At 72.1% G+C, this 12,732-nt stretch carries 12 protein-coding genes; 7 read left to right on the top strand and 5 right to left on the bottom strand.

Going from position 1 to position 12,732, the window contains the following annotated elements:
* The first annotated feature begins 147 nt into the window (after nucleotides 1-147).
* Nucleotides 148-816, top strand: a complete 669-nt coding sequence (locus tag CRP56_RS13055; protein WP_097263520.1) for an HAD family hydrolase — start codon at nucleotides 148-150, stop codon at nucleotides 814-816.
* Between the two features lie 30 nt (nucleotides 817-846).
* Here CRP56_RS13055 and CRP56_RS13050 read toward each other — a convergent pair whose 3' ends face one another.
* On the bottom strand, nucleotides 847-1,842 hold the full coding sequence (locus tag CRP56_RS13050; protein ID WP_097263517.1) for a peptidoglycan-binding domain-containing protein: 996 nt from the start codon (nucleotides 1,840-1,842) through the stop codon (nucleotides 847-849).
* A gap of 160 nt (nucleotides 1,843-2,002) precedes the next feature.
* Between CRP56_RS13050 and CRP56_RS13045 the strand changes: the two genes are divergently transcribed.
* A complete protein-coding gene (locus CRP56_RS13045) occupies nucleotides 2,003-4,081 on the top strand; it encodes an MDR family MFS transporter (protein WP_097263514.1) in 2,079 nt (692 codons plus the stop codon).
* Between the two features lie 86 nt (nucleotides 4,082-4,167).
* Here CRP56_RS13045 and CRP56_RS13040 read toward each other — a convergent pair whose 3' ends face one another.
* Complete coding sequence (locus CRP56_RS13040; protein ID WP_179851003.1) at nucleotides 4,168-4,656, bottom strand: GNAT family N-acetyltransferase; 489 nt, start codon at nucleotides 4,654-4,656, stop codon at nucleotides 4,168-4,170.
* A gap of 93 nt (nucleotides 4,657-4,749) precedes the next feature.
* Here CRP56_RS13040 and CRP56_RS13035 point away from each other — a divergent pair, with 93 nt between their 5' ends.
* Together CRP56_RS13035 and CRP56_RS13030 are read left to right on the top strand one after the other, a co-directional pair.
* Nucleotides 4,750-5,388 carry a hypothetical protein gene (locus CRP56_RS13035; protein WP_097263509.1) on the top strand — a complete coding sequence of 213 codons (639 nt, stop codon included), beginning with the start codon at nucleotides 4,750-4,752 and terminating at the stop codon, nucleotides 5,386-5,388.
* A gap of 5 nt (nucleotides 5,389-5,393) precedes the next feature.
* Nucleotides 5,394-5,864 (top strand): hypothetical protein, encoded by a 471-nt coding sequence (locus tag CRP56_RS13030; RefSeq protein WP_373559641.1) that lies wholly within the window; start codon nucleotides 5,394-5,396, stop codon nucleotides 5,862-5,864.
* On the opposite strand, the gene CRP56_RS13025 is transcribed toward CRP56_RS13030, so the two are convergent.
* Entirely contained in the window at nucleotides 5,850-6,278 is a 429-nt protein-coding gene (locus tag CRP56_RS13025; protein WP_097263504.1) for a J-domain-containing protein, read from the bottom strand. The two genes, CRP56_RS13030 and CRP56_RS13025, sit on opposite strands and share 15 nt — an antisense overlap.
* Nucleotides 6,279-6,381: 103 nt before the next feature.
* On the opposite strand from CRP56_RS13025, the gene CRP56_RS13020 reads away from it, so the two are divergent.
* Nucleotides 6,382-6,774 (top strand): hypothetical protein, encoded by a 393-nt coding sequence (locus CRP56_RS13020; protein ID WP_097263501.1) that lies wholly within the window; start codon nucleotides 6,382-6,384, stop codon nucleotides 6,772-6,774.
* 12 nt (nucleotides 6,775-6,786) lie between these two features.
* On the opposite strand, the gene CRP56_RS13015 is transcribed toward CRP56_RS13020, so the two are convergent.
* A complete protein-coding gene (locus CRP56_RS13015; protein ID WP_097263497.1) occupies nucleotides 6,787-7,458 on the bottom strand; it encodes an O-methyltransferase in 672 nt (223 codons plus the stop codon).
* Between the two features lie 75 nt (nucleotides 7,459-7,533).
* Nucleotides 7,534-8,649 (bottom strand): DUF2330 domain-containing protein, encoded by a 1,116-nt coding sequence (locus CRP56_RS13010; RefSeq protein WP_097263494.1) that lies wholly within the window; start codon nucleotides 8,647-8,649, stop codon nucleotides 7,534-7,536.
* Between the two features lie 356 nt (nucleotides 8,650-9,005).
* Between CRP56_RS13010 and CRP56_RS13005 the strand changes: the two genes are divergently transcribed.
* The gene (locus CRP56_RS13005; RefSeq protein WP_097263491.1) at nucleotides 9,006-10,976 is read left to right on the top strand and encodes a bifunctional glycosyltransferase 87/phosphatase PAP2 family protein; all 1,971 of its coding nucleotides are present in this window, start codon (nucleotides 9,006-9,008) and stop codon (nucleotides 10,974-10,976) included.
* Nucleotides 10,977-11,018: 42 nt separating this feature from the next.
* A complete protein-coding gene (locus CRP56_RS13000) occupies nucleotides 11,019-12,665 on the top strand; it encodes a helix-turn-helix transcriptional regulator (RefSeq protein WP_097263488.1) in 1,647 nt (548 codons plus the stop codon).
* Nucleotides 12,666-12,732 lie beyond the last annotated feature (67 nt).

Genomic DNA, 12,732 nt, shown 5'->3' with positions numbered 1-12,732 from the left:
CTGTTCCGGGATGCGGTGGCGGGATCATGGTCGCGTTTTGTACCGTGGAGAAACAAAGTGGCTCCCGCCCGTTTTCCCTGACCGGCGGGCGGGGCCGCCTTGTCCCGCCGGGCGACCCCCGGCGTTCCCCGCGCCCTGGAGCTGCCGATGACGGCCACCGCCGTACCCACCGCGCTGACCGCCCGCGCCCTCCTGCTGGACATGGACGGCACCCTCGTGAACTCCGACGCCGTCGTCGAGCGCTGCTGGCGGCGCTGGGCCGAGCGGCACGGACTGGACGGCGGCGAGGTCATGAAGGTCGTCCACGGGCGGCAGGGGTACGCCTCCATGGCGCTGCTGCTGCCCGACCGGCCCATGGCGCAGAACCACGCGGACAACGCCCGCATGCTCGCCGAGGAGACCGCCGACATGGACGGCGTGGTCGCCGTCCCCGGCGCGCAGGCCTTCCTCGCCTCGCTCGCCGGGGTGCCGCACGCGCTCGTGACCTCCGCCGACGTCGCCCTGTCCACCGCGCGCATGGCCGCGGCGGGCCTCGCACTGCCGGAGGTGCGGATCACCGCCGAGAGCGTCGGCGCCAGCAAGCCCGACCCCGAGGGGTTCCTGAAGGGCGCCGCGGAACTCGGGGTGGACCCCGCGGACTGCATCGTCTTCGAGGACTCCGGGGCGGGCATCACGGCCGGGCGCGCCGCGGGGATGCAGGTGGTGGGGGTCGGGCCGCGGGCCGACTTCCATGAGCCCGATGTGGTGGTGCGGGATCTGACGCAGGTGCGGGTGGAGGCCCGGGGGGACGGGGAGATCCGGCTTTACGTCGGGTGAGGTGACCTCGGCTTCATCGGTTTGCGGGCGTCACGGCTCCGTCGTCTCCGACTCCAGCCTCGCCCGTGTCGCCAGGTCGTAGACGCCGTACTGCTGCACCTGGATGCCCCGCGCCCACTGGTAGCGGGTGACCGCGTCCTCGACGGCCTGGTCGTAGTGGCCGCGCGGCTTCCTCGTGTAGAGGTTGAGCTGGGTCAGGCGCAGTTCCAGTTCCACGACCTCCTCGCCCTGGGAGCCGCGGGCCAGCACCGGTGGGGCGGTCTCCTCGGAGCTGCCGATGGTGTTCTCCGTGTTCGCGGGGGCCGCGGCCGTCGGGGTCGGTGTTGCGGTGCCGGACGCCGACGGGGTCGGCGACGCGCTGGTCCGGGACGGCGACGGGGCCGCGGACGCCGACGGGCTCGCGCTCGGGCTCGGGGACGCCGAGGTCGGCCGGGCCGGTGCCGCACTCTTCTCCGGGGACGCCGGTGCCGAGCCGGTCGACGCGTCCGGGACGCTCGCCCGGACCTCCTTCGGGAGCGCGGTGTCGCGCTCCGGGCTGTCGTACGAGAACAGGCCGCTCGCCAGGCCCGCCGCCGCGACCACGGTCACCAGGGCGCCGCCGACCGCGGCCAGGACCAGGGTGCGGCGGCTGCGCGGGCGGGGTGCGTCGGGGGTGCTGTCGTGGTGCGGAGTGTTCTCGAAGAGGCTCAGGTCCGTGGTGCTCGGCTCGGGTGGCTCGGAGATCGGGCGCAACTGCATCGTTGCGTCGGGTGCGGGTGCGGGTGCGGGTGCGGGTGCGGGTGCGGGTGCGGGTGCGGGTGCGGGTGCCTCGGGTTCCCGGCTCTCCGAGGGGGCGCGGTTCTCCGATTCCAGGGCCACGTATGGACGTATACGCAGCGGATCAAAGTCTTCCGCCGCCGCCTGTTCCGCCTCGCGCGCGTCGCGCAGGGCGTCGGACGCCCGTTGGGTGCACCCGCAGGACGGGGTGTTGTCGACCCCTCTGGGTGCCCCGCACTCCGGGCACAGGTGGCCGCTCGTCTCCGCCATGTGTTCGTCCCTCCCCTCGCGAACTCCAGAGATTATGCAGACCTTCTTCACACTCGCGTCCCGCCAGCCCCCGGAACGGTGGCTTCCAACAGGACTTGACAGGCCAAAACTGGTCACACCGACCACGATGGAGTCGTAACGAGTCTCACGGGAGGTCTTCATGGCCGCGGATGCGCACGCCAGGACGGGAGAGGTGCGGGGCGAGCGGGACGAACACGTGCCCGGGAACGTCCTCGTGTCGATCGGGGCGCTGCTGCTCGGGATGCTGCTCGCCGCGCTGGACCAGACGATCGTGTCGACCGCGCTGCCGACCATCGTCAGCGATCTGGGCGGGCTGGAGCATCTGTCGTGGGTCGTCACGGCGTATCTGCTCGCCTCCACGGCCGCGACCCCGCTGTGGGGCAAACTCGGCGACCAGTACGGGCGGAAGAGGCTGTTCCAGACCGCGATCGTGATCTTTCTGATCGGGTCCGCGCTGTGCGGGGCGGCGCAGAACATGCCCCAACTCATCGCGTTCCGGGCGTTGCAGGGGCTCGGCGGCGGTGGGCTCATGGTGCTGTCCATGGCGATCGTCGGTGACCTGGTGCCGCCGCGTGAACGGGGGCGCTACCAAGGACTGTTCGGCGCGGTGTTCGGGGCGACGAGTGTGCTCGGGCCGCTGCTGGGCGGGGTGTTCACCGAGCATCTGAGCTGGCGTTGGGTCTTCTACGTCAATCTGCCGGTCGGGGTCGTGGCGCTCGCCGTCATCGCGACCGTGCTGAAGATTCCGCGCAAGGCGACCCGGCATGTCATCGACTATCTGGGGACGTTGCTCATCGCGTCCGTCGCGACCTGTCTGGTGCTGGTCGCGTCCCTCGGCGGCACCACGTGGGGGTGGGGGTCGTCGCAGATCGTGGGGCTGGCCGTGCTCGGGGTCGGGCTGGGCGTCGCCTTCGTGGCCGTGGAGCGGCGGGCCGCGGAGCCCGTGCTGCCGTTGAAGCTGTTCCGGATCCGGACCTTCACGTTGTCCGCCGTCATCAGCTTCGTCGTCGGGTTCGCCATGTTCGGCGCGATGACCTATCTGCCGACGTTCCTCCAGGTCGTGCAGGGCGTCTCGCCGACCATGTCCGGGGTGCACATGCTGCCGATGGTGTTCGGGCTGCTGCTGGCGTCGACCGCGTCCGGGCAGATCGTGAGCCGTACCGGGCGGTGGAAGGTGTTCCCGATCGCGGGCACGGCTGTCACGACGATCGGGCTGCTGTTGCTGCACCGGCTCGACGAGTTCAGTTCCACCTGGGTGATGAGCAGTTGCTTCTTCGTGTTCGGGCTGGGGCTCGGGCTCGTCATGCAGGTGCTGGTGCTCATCGTGCAGAACGCCGTGTCGTACGAGGATCTCGGCGTCGCGACGTCCGGGGCGACGTTCTTCCGGTCGATCGGGGCGTCGTTCGGGGTCGCCGTCTTCGGGACGGTGTTCACCAACCGGCTCGGGGACAAGCTGGCCGACGCGTTCGCCCGGGCCGGGGCCGGGGGCGTGTTGCCGGGTGGGGTGACCGTGGACGGGCTGGAGGCCGATCCGCGCGACATCGCGAACCTGCCGGCTGCTTTGCGGCCCGCCGCGCTGCACGCGTACGCCTCGTCGATCACCGACGTGTTCCTGTACGCCGCGCCTGTCGCCCTGTTGGGGTTCGTGCTCGCGTGGTTCCTCAAGGAGGACCGGCTGCGGGCTTCGGTGACCGCGCCCGATGTGACGGAGACGCTGGCCAGCAATCCGGTGGAGCGGTCGTCGTACGACGAGGTGTGCCGGGCGCTGTCGGTGCTCGGGACGCGTGAGGGGCGGCGGGAGATCTACCGGACGATCACGGATCGGGCGGGGTACGACCTGTTGCCCGGGGCCAGTTGGCTGCTGCTGCGGATCAACAAGTACGGGTCGGTGGAGCCGGCGTCGCTCGTCGAGCGGAGTTCCGTGCCGCTGCCTGTCGTCATCGCGGCGGCTCGGCAGGTGGAGGAGCGGCGGTTGGCGGTGCGGTCCGGGGTGGACCTGGTGCTGACCGCGGAGGGGGTGGCGGTCGCGGAGCGGCTTGCGGAGGCTCGGGAGGCGTCGTTGGCGGAGCTGCTCGGGGACTGGTGGGGGGCCGATCGGCCTACCGATCTGGTGCAGCTGGTGGAGGAGTTGAACGCTGAGCTGTGCGGGTCCGATCGGGAGCAGCCGCAGAACGCCGGTGGGGGTCGCGGTCGCGCTGACGGTTCGTCATTCAGATAGGGCGGCCGTGTTGACGCGCCAACCGTTGCGGGCGGACACCCCCGACACGTCCCCTCACCGCCGTACGCGGGTGCCTCGCCGTGGGGCTACAGGTTCTTCGAGAACCAGTGCTCCGCGTACTTGTCGTTGTTGTGCGGGGGCGTTTCCTCGTAGCCCAGGCGTGTGTAGAGGGCTCTGGCCTCTGTCAGGTCGTGGCGGGTGTCCAGGATCAGGCGGGTGGCGCCCAGGGCTCGGGCCGTGTCCTCGGCGGACCGGACCAGGAGGGCGGCGCCGCCCTTGCCGCGTAGCTGCGGCTGGACGAACACCCTTTTCAGTTCCGCCGTTTCCGGGTCCAGGAGCTGTACGCCTGCCGTGCCCGCGGGCTCGCCTTCGTGGCGGGCCAGGAGGAGGCGGCCCTTCGGTGGGGTCAGGGCGGACCAGTCGGCTCGGGTGATCTCGCGCTCCAGTTCCTCCGGGGCCGTGCGGCGGTTCTCGTGGAGGAGGTAGTAGCGGTCGCTGACCTCTGTGTAGTACGCGCGCCAGAGGGCCGTTGCGGCGGGGGAGTCGTGGGGTTCCGGTGTGACGGTCCAGGTCATGGGCGTCATTCTCGGGCGGGGATCGGGGCGGGCCGCAAGCGGATATCGGGGGCGGGGCCGTTTGAGGGGAGTGGTCGGGGCTACTCGTAGCGCATGACTACTGGCGTGATCATCGCTCTGATCGTGATCGTGGCGGCCGTCGTCGTGGTGGCGGTCGTCCTGGCCCGGCGCGGGACCGGCGGGCGGGACCTGAAGCGGCGCTTCGGGCCCGAGTACGACCGGACCGTCGCCCGGCACGACGGGGACTCCCAGGCCGCCGAGCGCGAACTGGCCGAGCGGGTGGACAAGCACGGGTCGCTGCGGGAGCGGGACCTGGAGCCCGCCCAGCGGCAGCAGTACGAGGCCCGGTGGGCGGCCGCCCAGGAGCGGTTCGTCGAGTCGCCCCGCGAGGCGGTGAGCGAGGCGGACCGGCTGCTGGCTGAAGTGGCCGGGGCTCGCGGGTTCCCCGACGGGCAGTACGAGGAGCAGCTCGCCGCCCTGTCCGTGCATCACGCGCACCAGGTGCACGGCTATCGGCGCGTCCACCGTGTGGCGCACACGGACGCACAGGGCGGCACTGAGGAGATGCGTGAGGCCATGGTCGAGGCCCGGGCCCTGTTCGAGGAGCTCGTCGGCGCCGGTGGGCGCAGGCGTGAGCTCGCCGAATCGTCGTCCGGCGACCGGTCCGCGCGCCATGACGGCCACGGCCATATGCCGTGGGCGTTCACCCGGCGTCAGGCGAAGGGGAGTTGAGAGGCATGACGGATGCCGTGAGCGGTCCGCAGAAGGGCCAAGGGGACGGTTCGCCCCTCGTGGCGGGGCATGAGGGTTCGCCCCTCGTGGCGGGGCATGAAGGGGAGGGGCGTGGTCTCGCCAAGGAGCGCGAGACGGCTCCGCTGGTGGCCAGCCATGAGGCCGCGGGGCGTGACGCGCATGGCGGGCGGCTGTTGGCCGATGAGCAGGCCGACAAGCTCGCCGGGCAGCTCCAGCACGCCATGACCGGGTTCGTCGACGGGCCCCGGGCCGCCGTCGAGGAGGCCGACCATGTGCTGGAGGAGGTCACCTCCCGGTTCACGGACGCCATGGCCCAGCGGCGGCGCACCCTGCGCCAGTCCTGGCAGGGCGCCGAGCACGGGGACGGCAAGCACAACGGTTCCGGTGACACCGAGCAGCTGCGGCTCGCCCTGCGTGACTACCGCGAGCTGGCGGAGCGGCTACTGAAGCTCTGAGTCCGGATTCTTCGCCGCCCGGCGCTCCCGCCACTGGCGTACGACCTCTTCGACGTCGTACGGCTTCTTGCCCAGCGGGGGGCCGGGCGGTGGCCTGAACATCATGTCGCGGATCTTGACGTTGACGTCGGTGATCAGTTTGCGGACCGCGCGTTCGGAGGGGGCCGCGTAGGCGGCGGCCAGGGTGTCCTCGGCCTCTTTGCGCAGGGCCAGGGCCGGGGGGAGCGACGAGAGGCCCTCGCGGGCCATTTTGCGCTTGATCCACCACAGTTCGTCGTAGGGCGTGCTCAGTTCCGGGGGCAACGGCTCGCCCGCGCCCGGGAGTCGGTCGAAGTCGCCGCGGCCCTGCGCGTCTCGGATCTGTTTGTCGACCCAGGACTCGAACGGGACACCGGGTGGCTTTCGCTCGGTCATGCGTCCATTGTGCCGGACGCGATGGGGCCGGGCGATTTATCATGCGGCCGCTGTGCAAGGACACTTGCTCAGGAACGGATCAGGAACTGCAAAGGGAGCGCACGTGCTCGAACTCACCATGGCCGCCGTCTCCGCGGCGGAGGAGGGTGCCACGGCCGGCATGCTCATGGCCGACGCACCGAGCGAGCCCGGCGCGCTGCTGCGGGTGGGCCGCGACAAGTCCGTGTGCCGGCTCGCCACGCCCGACGACTGGCTGTTCGTCTCCCGGGTCCACCTGGAGTTCCTGTGCGGGCCGGAGGGCACCTGGCAGGTGACCTGGCTGCGCGGCTCGCAGGCCGAGCCGTCCAGCGAGGTGCGGCTGACCGTCGGGGAGTACGCCCAGCCGCTCGCCTACGGCGGGAGCGTCACGCTGCCCCGGGGCGGCAGCGGTGAGATCGTCGTCGTGGACCGCACCGCCCCGCGCAGCGTCAACGTCGGCTTCTATCACGAGGTCTGAGGCCGCCGAGGGCTACGACCGCACCCGCGCCAGCGCGAAGCCGTCGTAGCCCTTCGCCCCCACCGTCTGGATCGCCGTCGCCGTCAAGCGCGGGTGGGAGCCCAGGAGTTCGATGGCCGTGCGGGTGCCGACGACGTCGCGGCCGGTGTCGTCCGGGTCGGCGACGCGGCCGCCCCGTACGACGTTGTCCACGATGATCAGGCTGCCCGCGCGCGTCAGCTTCAGCGCCCACTCCACGTAGTGCGGGTTGTTCTCCTTGTCCGCGTCGATGAAGACCAGGTCGAAGGGGTCAGGGTGCTCGTCGGCCAGGCGGGGGAGGGAGTCGAGGGCGGCGCCGACGCGGATCTCGACGCGGTCCTCCAGGCCGGCTCGCGCGATGTTGCGGGCGGCCACATCGGCGTGGAGCTTGCTGTACTCCAGGGAGATCAGCCGGCCGTCGGCGGGCAGGGCGCGGGCCAGCAGGATGGTGCTGTAGCCGCCGAGGGTGCCGACCTCCAGGATGCGCCGGGCGCCCTGGATCTGGGCCAGGAGCTGGAGCAGCTTGCCCTGCGTGGCGGTGACGGCGATCGGCGGGAGCCCGGCCGCCTCGCTGTCCCGCAGGGCGGCTTCCAGGGCTTCGTCGTCGGGTGCGAGATGGGTGGCGAAGTAGGTGTCCACGGCGTCCCAGAGCTGCGACTCGCTCATGATTCCTCATTCGTTGAAGTTCGTAGAAGTTCGTTGAAGTTCGGAGAAGTTCGGAGAAGTAGGTGGTCGGTAGCGCTAACCGGCCTGCGGGTCCATCGGTTCCGCGGTGGTGCGGCGTACGGCGAACAGGGCCACCGCCGCCGTGAGCGCGGCCAGGGTGACCGCGACCGTCAGCAGCCAGGCCGGGATGCCGGCCACCGTGCGGAGCCGGTCCTCGTAGATGACCTGCTGGAACGGGGTGTCCGTGGCGGTGCGGCGCAGGGTGTGGTCGCCGTCGATCAGGGACGGGGTCGGGAACTCCTGGCCGATGGCCGTCAGGAACGGGGTGCCCGCGGCCAGCTCGGCCAGGGGGCTGTTGCGCGGGGGTGTGATCCGGCCGGCGAAGGTGACGCGGGGGCGGGAGCCGCCGATCGCGGAGGCCGGTTGCATGCGGTGCGCGGCCAGGACGTACAGGCCCAGCGACTGGGGGGTGCGGGCGAGGCGGGACAGCCGCATCGGGTAGACCGGCTCGTCGGCCGCGAAGGACAGGCTCAGCGGGTCCAGGATGCCCCGGAGAGGGGTGCCGGTGGTGTCCGGGGCCAGCCGGATCGCCACGTACTCCCAGCGGCGCGCCACGTACGGCTGGAGGGCGGCGCTGAGGCGGGGCGGGAGGCTGAAGCCGTGGTCGGCCAGCCAGTCGCCGAGGGCGGCCGGGTCGGTGGCGGTCAGGCGGGCCACATCGAAGGGGCCCAGCTTCTGGCGGCCCACCACGGCCACGCCGGGCGCCCTGTCCACGCCGGGCGGGGGCGCGCCCGTGTCCCGGCCGCCGCCGGAGACCAGCGGCCAGTCGCCGTCCTGCGGCCAGAAGTGGGTGCGGGTGCGGTGCACGGGCGCGGTCGTCTTGTCCAGCTCGTCGAAGAGCGCCGGGTCGCCGAGCGTCACGTCCGCGCGGTGCGGGACCGGCATGATCCAGGCCGCCCGGTCGCTGTCCCCGGCGACCGTCAGCCGCATCACGATCCGTTCCCGGCGGCCGTCCCAGCGCACCACCGACACCTCGCGCGCCACGGCGACCCGCCGGGCGGTGTCCGGGACCATGGCGCCGCAGCCGCAGGCGTACGCGGGTGCGACCAGGGAACCCAGTTGGGTCGCCCATAAGGCCAGGACGACCACGAGCATGCGACGGCGCGCCCGGCCTCTCAGGAAATCGGCCATTCCCCCCAAACCCTCCGCTGCGTGGTCGCCGGGCCCTTCAAGCGGTCACGCGGAGCATACGGGTCCGCGCCAGAGGGCTACGTACGTGATCCACAGCCCGCTCAGCGAGGCAGTGCGAGACGGGGCGGACTATCGTCATTCGGACAAACGCAGGACGGGCGTCAGGTAAAGCGGAACCGTCTGCGTCTCTTCTCCGGGGGACGGTGCGGGCCTCATAGGCTGCGCACGACAACCTTCGCGTATCGGACGTGAGGGGCGAACGGGGCGGGAGGCCCGGGCACGTGGTGAACACGAACCCCAGCGGAGGACCGGCGGAAGCGTTCGGAGCGACGGCCGTCGACACGGCCAGAGCCAGAATGCGCGTGGCCAGATTCCTGCTGTGGGTGGTCGCCGCGATACTCGCCGTCCGGCAGCTGGCCGTCGTCCTCAGCACCCCCAGCGGGGAGCGGCTGACGGATCTGGAGACGTGGGTCGGGCCCGACGGGGTCCTCCATGTGAAGGGGTCGCTGTACGACTCGACGGCGTTCACCGGCACGCCCTTCGGCGGGCTCGTCCTGAAGCCGCTCACCAAGGCGGCCGAACAGGCGCTCGGCTGGGGCTGGACCTTCGGGACGCTGCTTCTGGTCGTCGCGCTCGGACTTGTCGTCGCCCGGGCGCTGCCTCAGCCGGTGAACAGACGTACGTCCTTCTTCGCCGCGCCGGTCGCGATCAGCCTGCTGATGCTGTCGCTGCCGGTCCGCAACACGCTGTATCTCGGGCAGACCAGCATCATGCCGGTGCTGCTGGTGCTGGTCGGCTGCTTCGTCGTGCGCGGGCAGCGCACGAGCGGCCTGCTGATCGGCCTGGCCGCGGCGCTTCAGCCGACGGTGCTGCTGTTCGCCGGGCTGCTGTGGTTCACCGGGCGGCGCCGGGCCGCGCTCACCACCGGGGCCACGTTCGCGGCGAGCACGGCACTGGCGTGGGCGGCGCTGCCGCACGACTCGTACACCTACTGGGTCCACCACATGGCCGGAGCCGGTCTCGGCGGCGCCGCGGACGACCTCGCCAACCAGTCGCTGCACGGGGCGCTGCTGCGGGCCGGGTTCGAGGGGCCGGTCGAGGTCGGGCTGTTCCTCGCGCTCGGCGCGGCCGTGGCGGCGCTCGCCCTGCGGCGGGCCGTGCGCTACGCCCGTGACGGGCAGCTGCTGCTCGCGGTGGCGGTCACCGGCTGCGCGGCGATCCTGGTGGCGCCGATGGCCTGGCAGCACCAGCTGCTGTGGGTGCTGCTCGCGGTCGTCGGACGGGTCGGCAAGAAGGCCTCGGACCGGTATGTGTGGCCGGTCGCGGTGGTGCTGGTGATGACGCTGCCCGCGAAGATGATCCTGCCGAACATGGCCTCGCTCTATCCGCTGCGCGACAACGTCGTCCTGCTGGCGGCGCTGGCCGCGGCGACGGTCGTGCCGTTCCTGTCCCGGACCTCGCCGTACTACCAGACGCCGATCCCGACGGAGTACGCCGAGCCGGTCCCGGCCCGCTTCCGGCGGGTGCCGCTGCTGCCGTTCCTGAAGCGCGTGCTCAGCAGGCCCAACCTGCTGTTGGAGTTGCTGCTTATTCGTGTCACCTACGCCGCCTACCAGAAGGTACGGCTCGCGGCGACGGGCGGCACCAACTCCGAGGGCCGGGCGCGGGCCGAGGAGCACGGGCAGCAGATCCTGGACATCGAGCGGTGGCTGCACATCGACATCGAGCACTGGGCGAACCACGCGGTCGTCAAGGTCGACTGGCTGCGGAACTTCTTCGACTTCTACTACACGTCCTTCCACTTCGTCGTCCCGCTCACCGTCCTCGGCGTCCTCTACTGGCGGCGCCCCGTCGACTACCGCTGGGCCCGCGCGTCGCTGGGCTTCGCCACCCTCCTCGCCCTGGTCGGCTTCTGGCTCTACCCGCTCGCCCCGCCCCGCCTGATGCCGGGCCTGGGCGTCATCGACACGGTCCACGGCGTCCAGGACTTCTCCAAGCCGGACTACGGCACCCTGACCGCCCTGACCAACCAGTACGCGGCGATGCCCTCGCTGCACTTCGGCTGGTCGCTGTGGTGCGGGGTGGTCATCGCGATCGTCGCGCCGAAGTGGTGGTTGAAGCCGCTGGGGCTGCTGCATCCGTTCTTCACGGTGACGGCGATCGTCGCCACCGGTAACCACTGGGTGCTGGACGCGGTCGGTGGGGCGGTGGTGGTGAGCGCCGGCTTCGGGTTGTCGTACCTCTTCCAGGGGCCGCGGGCGCGGATGGTGAAGGAAGCGGCGGTGAGCGAGAAGCCGACGCCGGCGCGTGCTCCCGGGAGCGGGTGACAGGCACGCCTTCGTGGGGGTGCAATGGGGGGCGGAGGCGCCATGGACGCGGAGGCGGAGCTCGACCGGGGACGCCAGGCCTGCCGGCGGCGGGCCTGGGCGGAGGCGTACACGTTGCTGGGCAAGGCCGATGCGGTACAGCCGCTCGACGCCGCCGACGTCGAGGCGCTCGCCGAGGCCGCCGACATGCTCGGGCGGTGCGACGACGCGGTCGCCCTGCTGCGCCGTGCCTTCACGGCCCACGCGGGCAACGGTGACGTCGGGGCCGCGCTGCGGTGCGCGTTCTGGCTGTGCAAGGGCCTCGCCTGGGGCGGCGAACTCGCCCAGTCCGGCGCCTGGCTGGCCCGCGCCCAGCGGCTCGCGGCCACCGCGCCCGACTGCCCGGGCCGCGGCTATCTGACGATGCTGGAAGCCGAACTGCGCTTCCGCGCGGGCGAACCCGCCGAGATGCTCACGCTCGCCCGGCACCTCGCCACCACCGTCCCGCCCGACGCCGACCCCGACCTCCTGGCCGGTACGGCGATGACGCTCGGCCTCGCCCTGGTGAGCAACGGCGAGGTCGCGGCCGGGCTCGCCCAGCTCGACGAGGCGATGGTCGTCGTCGCCGACGGCACACCCTCGGCGCGGTGCATCGGCATGACGTACTGCGTCGTCATCGGCACCTGCCAGGAACTCCAGGAACTGCGCCGCGCCCAGGAGTGGGCCAAGGCGCTCGCCCGGTGGTGCGCGGCCCAGCCCGACTTCAGCGGCGCCTACCGGGGGCTGTGCCGGGTGCACCGGGCCGCGCTGCTCCAGCTCGGCGGGGCCTGGCCGGAGGCGGACCGCGAGGCGCGTCTTGCCTGCGCCCAGCTCACCGCGGGCTACGGCGAGAGCGCCGCGGGCAGCGCCTACTACCAACTGGCCGAACTCCACCGCCTGCGCGGCGAGCACACCGAGGCCGAACAGGCCTACCGCGACACCTTGCGCCACGGCTGGGACACCCAGCCCGGCCTCGCCCTCCTCCGCCTGGCCCAGGCCCGCCCCGCCCCGGCCGCGGCGGCGATCCGCCGGGCCCTGACGGAGACGACGGACCCGATGCGGCGGGCGCGGCTGCTGCCGGCGGCGGTGGAGATCCTGCTGGCGGAGGGGGAGGTTCCTGAGGAGGCTCTCCGCGCCGCCGAGGAACTTGTCGCTCTCGCCGATGCCCTGAGCATCGCCGCGTTGCGGCTGGCGGCCTGCCAGGCCCGGGGAGCCGTGCTGCTCGCGCAGGGAGCCGCCGGGGAGGCGCTCGCGGTGTTGCGGGAGGCCGGGCTGGGGTGGCGGGAGCTGGACGTGCCCTACGAGGCCGCCCGCGTCGGGGTGCTCGTCGCGCTGGCCTGCCGGGCGCTCGGCGACGAGGACTGCGCCGCGCTGGAGCTGGACGCGGCGGGGCAGGCCTTCGCACGGCTCGGGGCACTGCCGGACCTGCGACGGGTCGAGGGGCTCATGAGCGGGCAGCAGCGGTCGGTGCTCTCGCCCCGCGAACTCGACGTCGTACGGCTCATCGCCCAGGGCCGTACCAACCACGCCATCGCCGCCGAACTCGTCCTCAGCGAGAAGACCGTCGCTCGGCACATCAGCAACATCTTCGCCAAGCTCGACCTCGGCTCCCGTACCGCCGTCGCCGCGTACGCCTTCGAGCACGGGCTGGTCCGCTCCCCGGGTGTGTAGGAATACCCATGGCCCGGCCCGATGGAATGGGCATTGCTGTCGATGCGCCCGCCCATGGCCCGCGCGC

Source organism: Streptomyces sp. TLI_55, from assembly GCF_900206255.1.
In the GTDB taxonomy this organism is placed as follows: Bacteria; Actinomycetota; Actinomycetes; order Streptomycetales; family Streptomycetaceae; genus Streptomyces; species Streptomyces aquilus.
This window is presented reverse-complemented; position numbering and strand designations above follow the sequence as displayed.